Source organism: Oceanisphaera sp. IT1-181 (assembly GCF_033807535.1).
Taxonomy (GTDB): domain Bacteria; phylum Pseudomonadota; class Gammaproteobacteria; order Enterobacterales; family Aeromonadaceae; genus Oceanimonas.
In genome coordinates, this window is sequence record NZ_CP136856.1 from 3,408,583 (window position 1) to 3,425,579 (window position 16,997).

15 protein-coding genes and 1 riboswitch are annotated in these 16,997 nt (G+C 51.1%); of the genes, 5 read left to right on the forward strand and 10 right to left on the reverse strand.

Annotated features, from left to right (window positions below):
- Window positions 1-82: 82 nt before the first annotated feature.
- Window positions 83-721 (forward strand): ribosome biogenesis GTP-binding protein YihA/YsxC, encoded by a 639-nt coding sequence (gene yihA / locus R0134_RS15160; RefSeq protein ID WP_413641414.1) that lies wholly within the window; start codon window positions 83-85, stop codon window positions 719-721.
- Window positions 721-1,404 (forward strand): pseudouridine synthase, encoded by a 684-nt coding sequence (locus R0134_RS15165; RefSeq protein WP_319782778.1) that lies wholly within the window; start codon window positions 721-723, stop codon window positions 1,402-1,404. Before yihA ends, R0134_RS15165 begins: the two co-directional genes overlap by 1 nt.
- 180 nt (window positions 1,405-1,584) lie before the next feature.
- Here R0134_RS15165 and R0134_RS15170 read toward each other — a convergent pair whose 3' ends face one another.
- Together R0134_RS15170 and R0134_RS15175 are read right to left on the reverse strand one after the other, a co-directional pair.
- A complete protein-coding gene (locus tag R0134_RS15170) occupies window positions 1,585-4,422 on the reverse strand; it encodes a PAS domain-containing protein (protein ID WP_319782779.1) in 2,838 nt (945 codons plus the stop codon).
- On the reverse strand, window positions 4,397-6,241 hold the full coding sequence (locus R0134_RS15175; protein WP_319782780.1) for a sensor histidine kinase: 1,845 nt from the start codon (window positions 6,239-6,241) through the stop codon (window positions 4,397-4,399). The genes R0134_RS15170 and R0134_RS15175 overlap by 26 nt, the downstream gene beginning before the upstream one ends.
- Window positions 6,242-6,416: 175 nt before the next feature.
- Here R0134_RS15175 and R0134_RS15180 point away from each other — a divergent pair, with 175 nt between their 5' ends.
- Genes R0134_RS15180 through R0134_RS15190 form a run of 3 tightly spaced genes read left to right on the forward strand, consistent with a single transcriptional unit; the run spans window position 6,417 to window position 9,713 of the window.
- On the forward strand, window positions 6,417-8,102 hold the full coding sequence (locus R0134_RS15180; protein WP_319782781.1) for a diguanylate cyclase: 1,686 nt from the start codon (window positions 6,417-6,419) through the stop codon (window positions 8,100-8,102).
- Window positions 8,103-8,104: 2 nt separating this feature from the next.
- Window positions 8,105-9,322, forward strand: coding sequence for an HDOD domain-containing protein (locus R0134_RS15185; RefSeq protein WP_319782782.1), 1,218 nt, complete (start codon window positions 8,105-8,107; stop codon window positions 9,320-9,322).
- Between the two features lies 1 nt (window position 9,323).
- Window positions 9,324-9,713: a response regulator gene (locus tag R0134_RS15190; protein WP_319782783.1), complete on the forward strand. Its 390-nt coding sequence runs from the start codon at window positions 9,324-9,326 to the stop codon at window positions 9,711-9,713.
- A 114-nt stretch (window positions 9,714-9,827) separates the two neighbouring features.
- On the opposite strand, the gene mnhG is transcribed toward R0134_RS15190, so the two are convergent.
- The 8 genes from mnhG to thiD all read right to left on the reverse strand — a co-directional run bounded on the left by mnhG (window position 9,828) and on the right by thiD (window position 16,723).
- Window positions 9,828-10,217 (reverse strand): monovalent cation/H(+) antiporter subunit G, encoded by a 390-nt coding sequence (mnhG, locus tag R0134_RS15195; protein ID WP_227874966.1) that lies wholly within the window; start codon window positions 10,215-10,217, stop codon window positions 9,828-9,830.
- Window positions 10,207-10,482: a cation:proton antiporter gene (locus R0134_RS15200; protein ID WP_319782784.1), complete on the reverse strand. Its 276-nt coding sequence runs from the start codon at window positions 10,480-10,482 to the stop codon at window positions 10,207-10,209. Before R0134_RS15200 ends, mnhG begins: the two co-directional genes overlap by 11 nt.
- A gap of 3 nt (window positions 10,483-10,485) precedes the next feature.
- Window positions 10,486-10,959 carry a Na+/H+ antiporter subunit E gene (locus R0134_RS15205; RefSeq protein ID WP_319782785.1) on the reverse strand — a complete coding sequence of 158 codons (474 nt, stop codon included), beginning with the start codon at window positions 10,957-10,959 and terminating at the stop codon, window positions 10,486-10,488.
- The gene (locus R0134_RS15210) at window positions 10,956-12,473 is read right to left on the reverse strand and encodes a Na+/H+ antiporter subunit D (protein ID WP_319782786.1); all 1,518 of its coding nucleotides are present in this window, start codon (window positions 12,471-12,473) and stop codon (window positions 10,956-10,958) included. The genes R0134_RS15205 and R0134_RS15210 overlap by 4 nt, the downstream gene beginning before the upstream one ends.
- Window positions 12,470-12,817 (reverse strand): Na+/H+ antiporter subunit C, encoded by a 348-nt coding sequence (locus R0134_RS15215; protein WP_319782787.1) that lies wholly within the window; start codon window positions 12,815-12,817, stop codon window positions 12,470-12,472. Before R0134_RS15215 ends, R0134_RS15210 begins: the two co-directional genes overlap by 4 nt.
- The gene (locus R0134_RS15220; protein ID WP_319782788.1) at window positions 12,817-13,248 is read right to left on the reverse strand and encodes a Na+/H+ antiporter subunit B; all 432 of its coding nucleotides are present in this window, start codon (window positions 13,246-13,248) and stop codon (window positions 12,817-12,819) included. Before R0134_RS15220 ends, R0134_RS15215 begins: the two co-directional genes overlap by 1 nt.
- Window positions 13,245-15,545 carry a putative monovalent cation/H+ antiporter subunit A gene (locus R0134_RS15225; protein ID WP_319782789.1) on the reverse strand — a complete coding sequence of 767 codons (2,301 nt, stop codon included), beginning with the start codon at window positions 15,543-15,545 and terminating at the stop codon, window positions 13,245-13,247. The genes R0134_RS15220 and R0134_RS15225 overlap by 4 nt, the downstream gene beginning before the upstream one ends.
- 287 nt (window positions 15,546-15,832) lie before the next feature.
- Window positions 15,833-16,723, reverse strand: coding sequence for a bifunctional hydroxymethylpyrimidine kinase/phosphomethylpyrimidine kinase (gene thiD, locus R0134_RS15230; RefSeq protein ID WP_319782790.1), 891 nt, complete (start codon window positions 16,721-16,723; stop codon window positions 15,833-15,835).
- 39 nt (window positions 16,724-16,762) lie between these two features.
- Window positions 16,763-16,874: riboswitch (TPP riboswitch) on the reverse strand.
- Between the last annotated feature and the right edge of the window lie 123 nt (window positions 16,875-16,997).

The window sequence follows — 16,997 nt, forward strand, 5'->3', positions numbered from 1 at the left end:
TGCGATTCAAAAAACGACACCATTCTACAATTATTTTGCAAGAAAGTAAGCAAAGCGGCACCAGAACCCAGAGGAATTCATATTGGATAACAAACAGATAAGTTTTAACAGCGCCCGCTTTATTACTAGTGCGCCTGATATTAACGAAATGCCCGCCGATACCGGCGTAGAAATTGCCTTTGCCGGCCGCTCAAACGCAGGTAAATCATCTGCCTTAAACACGATTACCCAGCAGAAAAGTCTGGCGCGCATCAGTAAAACGCCCGGTCGTACTCAGCTGATCAACGTGTTTGAGCTGAGCCCTGGTAAACGTTTAATCGACTTACCCGGCTACGGTTACGCCAAAGTACCACAAGAAATGAAGCTAAAGTGGCAGGCTGCTTTGTCTGTTTACTTACAAAAGCGTGACAGCTTAAAAGGTTTAGTGGTGCTCATGGATATTCGCCATCCATTAAAAGACATAGACCAGCAGCTGTTACAGTGGGCCTCTGAGAGTAATTTACCGGTACTAGCACTGCTCACTAAGAGCGACAAGCTCAAGCCCGGCCAGCGTAACTCGGAAGTATTACGCGTGCGCGAAGCAGTAAAAGTATTTGGCGGCGATATTCGTGTTGAATCTTTTAGCTCACTGAAAAGCTTAGGTGTAGACCGCGCTAAAGAAGTGCTTCACGCCTGGCTGAACGAAGACGATGCCGACTCTAACCAAGATGACATTGCCTAATGCGTCTCGACCGATTCTTAGCTGAAGCCACCGGCCTTACCCGTTCTGTAGTGAAAAAAGCCTTACACAGAGGCGAGGTCACCGTAGATGGTGAAGTAGTAAAAAAAAGCGACCAACAAATTAATGGTCAAGAAGTGCGTTTAGAGGGCCGTTTATTAGGCGAGCCTAAGGCGCGTTATGTGTTATTGCACAAACCGGTTGGCTATATCAGCGCCACCCAAGATGATGTTCATCCTTGTGTGTTACAGCTGTTGCCACCTGAGCTGTGCCGTGGCATTCAGTGCGCCGGCCGCTTAGACGTGGACACCACAGGGGCATTGTTGCTCACCGACGATGGCAAATGGTCCCACCGCTTGCGTGCGCCTAAGCATGGCTGCAAAAAGGTCTATCAAGTGGATTTAGCCGAGCCATTAGCTATAGACGTGGCAGCACAGTTTGCCGAGGGCATTATGCTGCACGGCGAAGACACGCCTACCTTACCCGCACAGCTTGAGACTATAACTCCCACCCGCGTGCTACTGACCATACAAGAAGGTAAGTACCATCAGGTGAAGCGCATGTTTGCTGCCGTTGGCAACTTTGTGGTGGGGTTGCACCGCCTACAAGTGGCCGAGATAGTGCTGGGTGATTTACCCGAGGGCCAATGGCGCTACCTTACTCCTGAGGAAGTGGCGTCGATTTAACCGCCAGTAAGGAGTGAAGTATAAAGAGTGAGGCGCAGGTGACGCCTCTATTCTATGCTTATCGACTTCATTACCTGCGTTGTTTTACGCTGTGCTCGCCTCATTAACACAGCGTAAGAAAAAGCCGAGCCCAGCAGGTTCGGCTTTTTTCTGCTCGTTTTACGCCTCACACCTCACCCTTTACTCCTCACAAGACTCAGGCACATCCAACCAAAAACAGGCACCTTGGCCGGGGACTGACTCATAATCCACGTGCCCCTGCATGCCTTCGATTAACTGGCGCGTAATGGCTAAGCCCAGACCGGTGCCACCTTTTTGGCGGCTGTCTGAGCTATCGGCTTGGGCAAACTTCTCAAAAATTCGATCTCTAAAGTTCAGCGGCACGCCCTCGCCTTGATCCTGCACTCGCACACGAAAATATCCCGCCCCACCCTGCTCGATAGCCACCGTCACACGTCCATCAAGGGGGGAAAACTTAATGGCATTGGCTTGTAAATTAGACAGCGCTTGTAAGAATCTGTCTTTATCAATCAATACCCGCGCGCCGGAGACCTCGGCTATTAGTGCCAGCGCCACGCCTCGCTCTTTACCTAAGGGCTGATTCATATTAATGGCCGCCTTAACCAGCGCGGTTAAATCATGGATTTGTAAATTAAAATGCATCTTACCGGCGGCTAATTTTTCAATATCAAGCAGATCGTTGATCAATAAATTTAAGCGCTGACTGTTGTGATAAGCCACCCGCAGTAATTTATCGACCTTAGGCGGTAAATCGCCCAACACCCCTTGCACCAGCAAGCCTAACGAGCCGGTGATCGAGGTTAAGGGAGTGCGCAATTCATGGCTGATGGTGGCCACAAATTCTTTTTGCAGTTGCTCAACTTTTTTCAGCTCAGAAATATCTTCCACCAAAGACCACAATAAAGTGCGGCCGTCGGCTTCGGTCATTAACACCCCTTGTTGGCGCACCGGAAAATGGCTGCCATCTTGGCGAACATATTCTTTTTCGTAGGGCGCGTAACGGCCGCTGGCTTGTAACTCTGCGCCAGCTTGCTGGTCTAGCGCTTGATACTCACGCGGCGTTAAGCGTCGAAAATCCAAACTCAGCAGCTGCGCTTTATCAAAGCCGGTGGCATCGAGCAACGCCTGATTCACATCAATAAACTCGCCACTGTAAAAATCATTGAGGGCAATGCCAATCGATGACAACTCAAACAAACTGCGCAACCGCTGCTCACTGGCCACTTGCGCTAACTGCGCTTGTTTCTCCGCTTGTACGTCCACTAAGTAGCCGTGCCAAATGATGCTGCCATCGTCGAGGCGTTCCGGTTGCGATCGCCCCTCTACCCAGCGCAAGCTGCCATCGGCTTGTTTGATGCGAAATTGCACATACCAAGTTCCCAGTTGTTGTTCAGACCGTAGGTTTGCCGCCAGCACCTTTGCCACATCGGGTTCATAGATGCAGTCAAAAACCTGACCGGCATCTTGCAGTACTTGCTCAGGTGTGACGCCATAAATATTTTTAATGCCACTGCTGCTGTAAGGAAAGCTAATATGGCCGTCGGGCCATTGTCGGTACTGAAACAACATACCGGGCATTTGGTCGAGCAACTTAGTTAAGCGCTCTTCATGCTGCTTGCTACTTAACATCTCGCCCAGCCAATGGGCCAGCAATCCTAAAAACATATAATCAGTATCATCAAAAGGCTGTGCGCGCGCCTGCGTATCCGAGAAGTTAAGGGTGCCAAATAACTGACCGTCTACTTCTAGGCGAATAGCCAAATAGCTTTCTAGCCCTAATTGTTGATAGCAGCCTTCATGCTTAAAAGCAGACTCACTCATGCGGGCAATGGCCAGCACGCCCGTTTGTTGTAATAACAGCTGGCAATAGGTTTGCTCCAGTACAAAGTGCAACCCGGAGCTAATGCCCACTGCTGGTGGTGCCGCCACCCAACGCACCACATACAGATCGCCGATAATCTCGCTGGCGATGCCAATATCAAGCCCTAAAAATTGGCAGCCGAGCGCCAGCGCCTGATTAATCTTGTCATCTAAGCTGCCATTGAGTTCAAACGCGATGCGATTAAGCAAAGCAAGCGCTTGGTTTTTACGCTCTAGCTGCACCAAGGCCAAGTGTTCGGCGGTAATATCCATGTGCGAGCCATACAATTTTAGTGCGTGGCCTTGTGCGTCTCGGCTTACCACCTGACCGCGGCTTTGCACCCAGATCCAATGGCCCGCCTTATGGCGCATGCGATACTTGTATTCATATTTAGGCTCAAGGCCCTCAAGGTAGCGCGCTAATAAATTCGCTAACTTAGGCTGGTCTTCCGGGTGCAAGCGACTGCGCCAGGTTTCTATATCGATGGGGATTAACTCGAATAGTTGATAACCTAGCATCTGCGCCCAGCGCTCATTAAATTCACACTCTTGAGTCTGCAGATCCCATTGCCAAGTGCCGACACTGGCGTTGGTAATCACCAACTGCGCTCTCGCTTCACTGGCCTCTAGTGCTTGGCTTAGCTCCAGTAATTGGCGTTGGCGGATCTGTTCTTCCACACAATCGGCCAATTCCCGTAATAACTGGGCATCTTGCTCACTAAAGGCTCGTGGTTGCTTGTCGATCACGCATAAGGTGCCCAGTCGGTAGCCATCATTAGTGCGTAAAGGTGCGCCCGCATAAAAGCGAATATAAGGGGCGTGCTGCACCAGCGGGTTATCGGCAAAGCGGGGATCGGCTAGTGTGTCTTCTACAATAAACACCGCTTCATCTAAGATGGCATGGCCGCAAAAAGATAAGTCACGGTGGGTTTCACGCACCTCTAACCCTTGGCGCGACTTAAACCACTGCCGCTCATGGTCAATCAAAGACACCAAGGCAATTTCGACGCCAAAGGTTTGCTGGGCAATCCGCGTAATGCGATCTAATCCCGCCTCAGGCGGGCTATCGAGCAGCCCAGTCTTTAACAGCGCTTGCAGTCGATGCCACTCATTAGCGGGGATCAGCGGTGGCTTCATGGCGCGGTTCCTTATCTGGGCTTAGGCCTGGGGTTGGAGCTAGAGCTGGGGTAAATTGCGGCAACTCCAGCCAAAAATGGGCGCCAGCACTGTTATAAAAACCGATTTTTCCTTGCATCAAGGTCACCAGATCTTTGCAGATGGTTAAGCCAAGGCCGGTGCCTTTACTGGCGCGCATGGTGCCATGCTCGGCTTGAGAAAAACGCTCAAATAAGTGCTGACTAAAATCGGCAGCTATGCCTAAACCTTGATCGCTCACGGTAATACGTAGTATCCCGCTTTTTACCGTTTCGGCACGCACAGTAACCCAGCCCTCGGGCGGCGAAAATTTAATGGCGTTGCTGGTCAGATTATCTAATATTTGCCGCAGGCGCAGCGGATCGACAAAGGCAGTTAATGAGTCCGCAACCTGCAGCCGTAGCTTCACCTTATAGCTGCTAGCCATGGGTTGGTTGGCGGCTACCGCTTCCGCTATTAGATCACTCATTTCTATCAGCACCGGCGCCAAAGTCATTTTTCCGCTACTGAGCTTATTAAAATCTAATAAATCATTGATGATCAGTTGCAAGCGCTCGCCATTACGCAAGGCAAGCTCCGCCAAATCATGCGCTTTCTCTGGCATGGGCCCTATCAACCCCGAGCCTAGTAATTTTAAGGCTCCATTGATGGAGGTAAGCGGGGTGCGCAATTCATGGCTGATCACGGCCACAAAATCATTTTTCACTTCGCTCAGCGCTTTACGCTCGGCGGTCAGTTGATTAAAGGCTTGCGCTAACCGTGACACCTCGGTCACGCCCGCTTCTGATAAGGGCGTGCTATCACAACCTTCGCTAGCCATGTCGCGAATTTGACGGGTCATAGTTTCTAATGGCCGCATCAAGATCCATACCCGCCAAAAAGCCAGCGTAGACAGCACGACGCCGATTAGGATACTAATACCCGCAAAACGCACAAAAAAGGCTTTAGCGGGCGCGATAGCTCGGGCATAGGGCACGGCACTCACAAATACCCAATCCAACACTTCGAGTCGGGTATGAGCAAACACCCATTGCTGCGTGTTCAGCTCCACTATCCCCGCGCTAAAGCCAGAGAAAGCCGCGTCCACTAACGGATCGACTAAGGGTGCCGGCAAAGGCGCTAACTCAGTTTGTGGATCGCTATCCTCGCCGTTATAGGCGTACAGCTGATTATGAGTGTCAATAATCTTAAACTGCACACCCTCGCGCCGCGCTTGCCTGACGCTTTGCTTGGGCAAAAGTGAAGCGTGGGCCAAGTTAATCACCCCCACCAGCACACCCAGCAAGTCTCCTTCATCCGAGAGAATGGGCTGTAACATAAAGATTAACGGTTGGCCTGAGGTTTGACCGATCACAGGTGGGCTGATCACCACTTTTTTACTGGCGAGCACTTGCTGAACATGAGGTCGACTCGAGTAATCCATGCCGACTCGGCCAGGCTCAAACAGGCTCTCCGCTTGCGCCACCCCCTGTTTATCTAGCACTACAATGCCATCTGGAAACATGGCATAACCATTGATCTTGCGCTGGCGCGTAAGCTGATGGTTGAGCTCAGTCATAGAATGGAGGCGTTGGCCATTAGACAGCAGCACACTAATATGGGCTAATGTATTCAAGCGTAATGCCAGCAACTGCTCTACTTGCTCGGCGGCACGGGCGGTCATGGCCACTTGATTGGCACGTAACTGACGTTCAGTGCCATTCACTAACATATGATAAGCCGTGAGCAGTACCGCAAATATGGTCACAAAGGCGGCGGCTAAAATAATAATGACAATCTGTTTCTTGAGTGATAAGCGCATCCGACTTCTTCCTTGATGGTGCGTTGCAGCCGTTAGTGTATTACTTAACGTGATAACATTAAGCGATAAATACGGTGTTTAACGTATCAAGTTATTATTTTGCTCGCATACAAAACGGGCATCACGCTGCTGGCTGACTTATTTTGGCTGAGCAGCTGTTTACTGGAGGACACGCATGACGTCTGAAGTCACCGCTATCGACAACCGTCTTATGATGTTAAAAAAACGGTTTGCCGAGCGCACCACAGCTCAACTCACCGAGCTAGCGCCTAAGCTGGCTGATTGGCAAGGCGGCGTCTGTCATCCAGATGATCTGCAAGACCTCTATCATTTGTTGCATCGTTTAGCCGGCTCAAGCGGCACCTTTGGTTTTCATCAATTAGGCGAAGAAGCCAGCCAGTTAGAGCAGCTGATTAAAGAGGTGATACATACCGTTGAGCCGGCTCAGTTATCAACAGGCTGCCAGATAGAGCCAGCCGTTCTAACACGGCTAAGCCAATTATCGCAGCTGTTATTGGCAGCAGAGGCGCCCGCGTCTACTGCCATTAACTGGGATCTGGTGGAGCATACGGGTGAAAAAACTCAATTATTAGTGCTGGATGCCGGCTTGGCAGCGTTGGGCGAGGCCTTAATGACTTATGGCTTTAACGTGCGCCATTGTGAAAATTTACCGCAACACTGCACACAGTGCTGGCATCCGGCGAGCATTATCATCACTCCTGCTGCATTGTTAAGCCAAGTGGTGGCCTGGAATCAGCAACAAGCCCAAGCACAACACAAAGCGCCAGCCCCGATATTGTGCATCGGTCAAGATGACAGTTTTCAGGCGCGCTATGCCTTGGCCGCACAAGGTGCCGATGGCTTATTTATGCAACCGGTTGAGGTGCCTAAACTGGCCAAGCGCATCGAGCAACTTAAAGCCGAGCAACAACAGCATCATGCCAGTAAGGTATTACTGCTGGATGATGATCAAGAGCTCACCGAGCATTACCGCGTAGTGCTCACGCAGGCGGGTAAGAATGTCAAAGTGATGGCCCAGCCTGAGGGCTTATTGGCGGTGTTGGCAGAATTTCGCCCCGACATAGTGCTGTTAGATGTGCATATGCCGCCCTATTCAGGTGTCACCTTGGCGCGCATGATCCGCCTCGAGCCCGAATGGCTGAGTTTGCCGATTATTTATCTCTCGTCGGAGCAAGACCGCGACTTGCAAATTAACGCACTCGCCCAAGGCGCCGATGAATTTATCACTAAGCCGATTTCCGATGAGCAGCTGATCCGCACCGTGCGTACCCTCTGTTATCGCGCGCGCCAGCTCGCCAAGCTAGTATCCTGCGATGGCTTAACCGGCCTGCTTAATCATTCGCATATTAAACAAGCTCTCACTCATGAATACGCGCGCGTACAGCGCCTCGGCCACCACACTAGCATCGCTATTTTAGACTTAGATCATTTTAAACAGGTTAACGACCGCCATGGCCACGGCGTGGGCGACTTAGTAATCAAAGCATTGGCGCAAGTATTACAAAAGCGGCTGCGCACCACCGATCATTTAGGCCGCTACGGTGGCGAAGAATTTGTGATTATCTTACCGGACTGCAAACTGGCTCAATCGGAGCTAATGTTTAAGGATATTTGCCATCACTTCTCCCAGCTAAGTTTTATTGGCAGTGACGGCACCTTTCATGCCACCGTAAGCGTAGGGCTGGCTGAGCTCAATAACTTTAGCGGTGAAGAGCAAGCCCTGAATGCAGCAGACGACGCGCTTTATCAACAAAAGCAAGCCGGCAGAAATGGCGTCACCTGCTACCAGCACCCACGCTTGGGGCGAGACGAAAATTTAGCTCAGGATGGGGCTGATTAATCATGGATATTTTGCTGTTAGATGATGACCCTTTAGTCGCCGAGCTGATTGAGCTGGTGTTAGCTAATTTAGCGCCCCATGCTCAAGTGCAATACTGCAGCACTCTGGCAGAGGCCAAAGCCGCTTGGCAGCCTAGCATGCAACTGGTTATTTGCGAGTACCAGCTCACGGATGGTTCAGGCCTAGACTTGGTGAAGTTAGTGCGCAGCCAAGCGCCTGAGTTGCCGGTGGTCATGATCAGTGCCCATTCCGACCGCGAAGCCGTGATCGCGGCAGCGCGCTGTGGGGTAAGTGAATTTATTGCCAAGCCGCTAAACCTGCCCATGCTGCAGCAGCGACTAGAGCCGCTATTAGCTCGTCTAATTCAGCAACAGAGCCAAGCTAAGCTCACTGTTTGTTTAAACACTTGGTTAAGCCAAGCTTTAACCGGCAAGCTTACTTTACCCAGCGAGTTAGCGCTGGAAGCCCTATTGCCCTTGCTGGAGAGCAGTACTGAGTTATCAGCACAAGACTTGGCGCGCGCATGGAAAAATGAGATACCGCTTACCGCTCGCCTGCTGAATTTAGCCAATGGCGCCTCATTAAAGCGCAGTGGCCAACCCATAAGCCGCGTCGATGAGGCTATCAGTATCCTAGGGGTCGATATGGCATTGGCCACGGCCATGGCACTGGCGCTGGATATTCGCGGCTCGCTGCAAGATGCGAGATTACTAAAGCAAGCACAGCTTTATCACTCCACCGCCGAGCAAGTGGCCAGTCTCGCGCGCGCCATGGCAATGAGTGTGGGTTTAAGCAGCGCCAGTTGTTATACGGCTGGCCTCTTGAGTCGCGTCGGCGAATTAGCGGTGCTGCGTGCCCTGCAAGATTTTATTGCGCAAGGCGCCACACTCAATGATGAACAGCTGCCATTAGCAATTTCCGAGTGGAGCCCTAATTACGGCAACCAACTTAAGGTACAGTGGGGTTTGCCCTTACCCACTCGCGAGCTAATCGGTGCCATTCATCAAGCACCGACTCATGCCACACAACGACCTTTGTTGATCATGCACTTAGCTGCCTTAAGAGTAGCCTCTCGCCTAGACACCCCAGAAGCACTGCGCATGTTGCGCCAAGCGGGCTTAGATGTAGAAAAATGGTGGCCCAAAGCGGCAGAGGAAGCGAGCCACACTCAACCCAGCCAAGAGGCGCTTTCCTTATCCTCTGCTGCTAACAGGAACTAATATGCCTCACCCCGCCTTGAGCCGGATTTTGTACGTAGAAGACGATGCTGATATACGCGAGATAGCCCAATTGGCACTGGAAATGGTCGGTGGCTTCAAGATGTTATTGTGCGCCAGCGGCGATCAAGCATTAGCACAAGCGCCCGCCTTTGCGCCGCAGTTGATTTTGCTGGATGTGATGATGCCAGGTATGGACGGCCCGACCACGCTGACCGCCCTGCGCCAGCAACCGGAGCTGGCTCATATTCCCATCGCTTTTATGACCGCAAAAATTCAGCCCCAAGAAATTGCCGCCTACAAAGCCATGGGTGCTGCAGACGTGATCGCCAAACCCTTTGATCCCATGCTCTTACCCCAGCAAGTGACTGAAATTTGGTTGAGCAGTAAGTAGCGAGGCCATACGCCTTACGCGATACGTAAAGAGCCGAACCCTAAGGTTCGGCTTTTTTGTTTGGCTCTTTTCTTGTTTTAACGGATAACGTAACGCGTACGGCGTACAGCTGTCTTAATAAGTATCTTCATCATCCCTTCGTTTAGGCGCACTGCCTAAGCGGCGGGTTTTTAAGTCGTAGCGCTCTTTGATGACGTCTTTAATAGTGCCTTCCCACAACTCGATACCCACAAAATAACCGGCACGCGCCAAGACGTGGGCGGCGATGGGAGCAGTCACGAGTACAAACACCACCATGGCCAGGGCGCGCACCACTAAACTGGTGTCGGCGCTGTAAAACACCATATAGCCGCAAGCCATAAGACCTATACCTAAGGCGCCGGCTTTACTGGTGGCGTGCATGCGGGTTAATAAGTCCGGCATACGAATAATGCCAATCCCCGAGAGCAGCATTAAAAACGCGCCCAGTAGCAGCAATACGCTGGTAGCGATTTCAATCATCATTGAGTTGCGCTCCTCGCTCCAGATAACGGGCAAAGGCCACCGCCGTTAAAAACGACGTTAATGCCAGTACCAGTGCCACATCAATCAACGCGGGCACGCCATAACTGATGCTGTACAGCAAAATAAAGCCCACCGTCATGGAGGCAATCACTTCTAGCGCCACCACTCGGTCTGGTAGCGTGGGCCCGCGCAACAGGCGGATGGTGGCCAGCACTAAGCCGATACTTAAAAAAATAAAAGAGATGGTAATCGATATCTCGAGCATGGTTTACCTCAACAAATTCATTACTCTGGCTTCTAGTGACTTCAACTCTGCCAACTGAGCGCCTTCGTCATCCAGATACATCAAATGTACATACAGCACCTTGCGATCACTGGATACGTCCAGCGCCAAGGAGCCCGGCGTCACCGTAATCAAGTTAGCAAATAAGCTAATAGCGGCGTCGTCTTTTAAGTCCAAGGGAATAGCAATAACGCCCGGGCGCATCAAGTGCGTAGGCGTCAGCACGTCATAGGCCACGCGTGCGTTAGCCTTGGTTAAATCCCAAATGAAAAATAAGATAAAGCCGATGATATTGAGCGCCTTGCCAAAGTAGTTAGCAAATTCCGGCTTATCTCGCGCCACATAGGCCAACACCAAATAACTGAGCACCATGCCGGCCACCAAGTTAGTTATGCTGTAACTGCCCGATAACACGACCCAAAACAGGGCCAATAACATATTCCAGCCAAAGGCCTTCATGGGCGACTCCTAGCTTCAATAGGGCCTAATACGGCGTCAATGTAGCCGCTGGGCGTTAATAATTGGTCGGCGGTATCTAACGCTAATTGCACAAACCACTCGGCACCTAAACCTATGGTGAGCGTCATACCGGCCAGTACGGCGACCGGTAAATACAACAAATAGCGATTGGGGTCTTCGCCACCGCGCAGCGGTTTTGCTTCTTCTGGCAAAGGTTTCCAGAAGGCTTCGGCCCAAATTTTCACCATCGAATACAAGGTCAGTAAGCCCACCAATAAGGCGATACCCACCATCCACCAAGCGCCTTCTAATACACCGGCCTTGATCACCGTATATTTGGCGAAAAAGCCCGATAACGGCGGTATGCCCGCCAGCGACATGGCCGGAATTAAGAACAAGAGGGCCAGCCAAGGTGTGGCCCGATACAGTCCACCTAACTTCGATAACTCGTAGCTACCATGATAGCGATACATGATGCCGCTGATCAGAAACAGGTTCGTTTTCACGATTATATGGTGAAAAATATAGAAGACGCCGCCGGCGATGGCGAGCGGCGTAAATAACGCCAAACCCACTAACATATAGCCAATTTGGCTGACAATATGAAACGAGAGAATGCGCCGCACTTCAAACTGCGCCGCCGCCCCCAGTACCCCGGTGAGCATGGTAAAAATACCCATGCCCATCAAAATATGATGATGGGTTAAGCTGATATCTTGTACGAAAATCAGGCTAAAGACGCGATACAGCGCATACACACCCACCTTGGTGAGCAAGCCGGCAAACACCGCCGAAATCGCCACCGGTGGTGTGTGATAAGACGCCGGTAACCAGAAAAACAACGGAAAGGCCGCTGCCTTAATGCCAAAGGCCACCATAAACAGCATGGCAATCACCGTCACTAAACCCGGCTGTTCGCCGGTACCTAATTTGACGGCTAAGTCCGCCATGTTCAGCGTGCCCGCGTAACCGTAGAGCAAGCCCACTGCCGTTAAGAATAACGCCGAGGATAATAAGTTTAGGGTGACGTATTTGACCGCCCCTTCCATCTGCGCCCGCTCGCCGCCCAAGATCATCAAGCCAAACGAGGCAACCAACATGATCTCAAACCACACATAGAGGTTAAAGATATCGCCGGTTAAAAACGCGCCCGCCACGCCCGCTAACATCAAATGCAGCAGTGGATAATAACCGAAGGCTTCGTGCTTCTGGCTCATGGTCGCCAGCGAATAAACCGCCACACTTAAGCCCACAATGCCGGTCACCAACACCATAATGGCGCTCAGTAAATCCGCCACTAAGGTAATGCCGTAGGGTGCGGCCCAATCCCCCATGTAGGCGACCAAGATGCCTTGCTCGCGTACTTGGATAAACAGATAAATGCCCGCCAGCAACAGGCCTGTGCCCGATAACAAGGATAACCAGCGCTGTACGTTGCGCCATTGCCAACAGGCCAAGGTGAGGGCACCGGCCAGCATGGGAATAAAAATAGGTAGAACTATGGCTATATTCACGAGTCGGTGCTCTTCATTTCATTCATATCATCGGCTCCAATCACTTCATAAGCGCGGTGAATTAGCACCACGGCGAAGGCGAGAACCCCAAAACTAATCACGATGGCGGTTAAAATCAGCGCCTGCGGCAAAGGGTCTGCCATGGTCGTGGTGACACGCTCTAAGTGATCGGGGATCAAAGGCGGCGCGCCGCGCACCAAACCACCGGCGGTTAAAATCAGTAAATTGGCGGCGTTCGATAAAATCATCAGCCCGATCACCAATTTCACTATGCTGCGTCTGAGCATCATAAATAAGGCGGTGGCGTACAGGCCGCCAATCACGAATGCGAATAGGTTTTCCATTAATCCTCCGACTTATCTAGCGACAGTAAAATGGTCGACACCACGCCGATCACCACTAAATAGACACCGATATCGAACAATAAAGGCGTACTCACGCTTAACTCACCAATGCCTGGCACATAAAACGCGGCCCATTGGCTGGTTAAAAAAGGCTGACCTTTTAACAGCACGCCGACCATGCCGCTAACCAACGCCATGCACAGCCCCACGCCCATCAGATGCTGGCTTTCGACTTTTAGCAGCACACGGGTACTGCGCGCATCAAAGGCAAACAGGTGTAAGCCAAAGGCACACGATGCCACTAAGCCCGCAATAAAGCCGCCGCCGGGTTCGTTATGGCCGCGCAACAGTAAAAAAATGGAAAACAATAACAGCAGCGGCACCAGCATGCGGGTGGCGGTTTGTAGAATTATGGAAGTATCTGTTCTCATGATTTAGCCTCATCGCGAAGGCGGATCATGGCGTTCACGCCTATGGCCGCCAAGGCCAACACGAAGATTTCGCCTAAGGTATCGAGCGCCCTAAAGTCCACCAAGATCACGTTCACTATATTGCGACCATGGGCCAGCACGTAACTGTTAGCGGCCAGATAATCCGAGATACGCTCACCCGGCAGGGCAGTTTGATGCACGGTAAGCAGCATCATGGTTACCAGCACACCAAAGGCTGCGGCCACGACGGCATCTCGCCAGCGCACCACACGACCGGATAGCTCCTGAAAACGCGGTAAGCGGAATAACACCAGTACCAGCATGATCACGGTCAGGGTTTCTACCAAAATCTGGGTAATGGCTAAGTCTGGTGCGCTAAAGAACACGTAGACCATGGCCATCACAAAGCCTAACACACCAAGGGCCGCCACAGATCCTAAACGCAAGGTAGTGCCACAGGCATAGACCGCCGACACCATCATTAGCAGCACTATCACCACTTCATAAAAACGCACTCCTTCAAAGGATAAGGAGTAGACGAAGGCATCTTCAGACCAGAAGACGTAGGTTAATAAGCCAATGGTGGTCAGCAAGATAGTCAAAATATAATTGGCCATATAGCCGTTTTGCAGCACCCGCGTTTGCTTATCGGCAATCCACACTAGGCCTTGCATAATGTGTTCATAGCCACGCTCAGGCCCATAAGCCAAGAAATCGATGGCACTGCTTAACGGCTCGCGAACCTTATTCCAGTAGCAATATAAGAGTGCGCCGCACAATAACGCCACACCGCTCAGCAATAACGGAAGATTGAAACCGTGCCATAACGCCAGATCCAGCTCGACGCTAGCGCCGCCGTTAATGGCCGCGATTGACGCCTGTAATAATGGAGAAACCAAGCTGGGCATTAAGCCAAATAGCAGGCTAAGCAGCGCCAACACCGTGAAGCCTAAGCGCATCGACCAGTGCGCTTCTTCCGGTGTTCGGGGTGTGACTTTATAAGGGCCATAAAAGGGCTTAACGGCCACCAAGGCACTGGCCGCCACTATGCAAATAGCGGTAATCAAGCACAGCACAGTTAATAAAGCGGCCAGTTTAGTACTGCCTAAAGCACCACTAAACATCAGCTCCTTGGCGATAAAGCCAAACAAAGGCGGAATACCCGCCAATGACAGGGCGGCAAGAGTGGTAAACATCGCCGTGTGCGGCATATAGATGCGCAGGCCCGACAAGTCGCGTACATCTTTAGTGCCGGTGGAGTAATCCAAGGTGCCAGCGGCCATAAAGAGCGCGCCTTTATATAAGGCATGGGCCAGCAAGAATACCATGGCCGCTTCTAGCGCATGAGGCGTGCCGATGCCAATCAGCATGGTCAAAGTACCCAGCGCCATGACAGTCGAAAAGGCCAAGATACGTTTAAGATCGGTACTGCACACCGCCATAATGGCGCCCACCGTCATAGTCACGCCGCCAAATAACGACAGCGTAGTAGTCCAGACTTCATGGCCGGCCATCATGGGTTGTAAGCGCGCCATTAAATAAATGCCGGCTTTTACCATGGTCGCCGAGTGCAAGTAAGCACTCACCGGAGTGGGGGCCGCCATGGCATTAGGCAACCAAAAATGAAACGGCGTTTGTGCTGATTTAGTAAAGGCGCCCAGCAGTATCAAGCCCATCATGGCGATAAACAGCGGGTTGTCTTGTAATGAGGTGCCTTGGGCCAATAGCTCGCTGAGCTCAAAACTGCCGCCTATATGGCCCAGTAAAATCAAGCCGGTCATCAAGGCAAGACCACCCGCCACGGTAATAAAAAAGCCCTGCAAGGCGGCCTTGCGGGCTTTTTCTTGTTCGTGATTAAAGCCGATCAGCAAATAGGAGGTAAAGCTGGTCAGCTCCCAAAATACAAACATGGCAATCAAGTTGCTGGATAATACCAAGCCCAACATCGCCGCCATAAAGGCCAGCAAATACATCAATAACTTATGAATATCTCGGTGGCCTTGTAGATAACGGCCCGCATAAATAAAGATAAAAGTACCAATGCCGGTGATCAGCAAGGCAAACATCAGGCTTAGGCCATCGACCATTAAGCTCAGATTAATATTGAGACTGGGTATCCAAGAATAATGATAATGCAGCGTTTCGCCTGCGGTCACCGCCGGCCAAAACGTTAAAAAATAGCCAAACAATGCCGCCGGCAGTACCGACAGGCACCAACCAATCTTCGCGCCCATAATGCGAGACAGTTGTGGCACCAGAAAGGCTAAAATAAAGCCCGATAAAATGGCAACAAGCATAGGAAAATGCCTCCTTTCCTTGCCTGTTCAGGCAATAGAATAAGCTAAAAATAGGGAAGAGATAACACTGGGCAGAGGCTATAGTTAGAAGCTATTTCGATTATTTATCAATAAGCTTATCAATCAGTTAATCGATTATTTTTATATTATTATGGCGATCGATACTACAAGTCGACCTAGTAAAACGCAAGCAGGCCACAGTTTTTTCGCCCGCTTGATAACGTTAATTGAGAGATTGATCTAAGTATTCACCAACTCTATATGCAATAGCGATTCCAATATTTTATTTATGGTACAAGTCGGGTCGGGCCTATTTTGGTAGCGAAAAAATGCTCCACCGGACCTCGGCCTTGGCCGATACGCACTAAACTGCCAGCCAAAATCGCCTGATCGATATAGTGCTTAGCCCGCTCTACGGCTTCTTCTAAGCTAAAACCTTGACCTAAATAACTGGCCAGCGCCGCCGATAAAGTACAGCCAGTGCCGTGGGTATTCGCCGTCATAATGCGCGGCGTATCGAAGCAGCGCACTTGACCACCCATTAATAACCAGTCTGGGCTACGCGCTTCTTGTTGCAAGAAGCCGCCTTTGATTAATACCGCCTTACAATCCAACTGCTGTAAACCGGCAAATAAGGCTTCTACGTCAGACAAATACTCAGGAATCGCCACCCCCAATAAAGCCGCCGCTTCCGGTAAGTTAGGCGTGATCACATCCGCCAACGGCAGCAACTCGGTGCGCAAGCAATGCACCGCATCGTCCGCCAGCAACATGTCGCCATTGGCGGTCACCATCACAGGATCCACCACTAAATGCTGGGGCTGATAACGGCGCAACGCCGCCGCTACTGTGCGAATGGTTTCGCTATCACCGAGCATGCCTACTTTCACCGAAGTAATGGCCAAATCGCTGAATACCGCGTCTAATTGCGCTTGGATCATGGCTTGCGGCGTTGGGTGTACTGCGGTCACGCCTTGAGTATTTTGTGCAGTGAGGGCCGTTATCACAGAGCAGGCGTAACCGCCGGTGGCAGAAATGGCTTTAATATCCGCTTGAATACCCGCGCCACCGCTGCTGTCTGAGCCGGCAATGGTGAGGACTATTGGTTTTTGGTGATGTGGCTTTTGGTGATGAGGTTTTTGCTTATTTGCTGCATTAGCAGAGAACTGAGTGGACATTTATTAAGCTCCTTCGGGCGAAGGACTTGCAGGTAAAGTGGCACTTACCCGTTAGTTTCCTACGCCAGCATTAACTGGATCAGGTACAGCGGGTCCGGCATCTACCGTCTCAGCACTTAGGTTTTTGACCAAGGCTCCCCGACTAACAATGGTTGGATAATAGCGACCTACACCTTGAAAAGAAAGCCGTACGCTTTACGCCATACGCGGTAAGTCATACATAAAGAAACACCGAACCAACCGGCTCGGTGCTTTGTTGTTAACGTAACGCGTA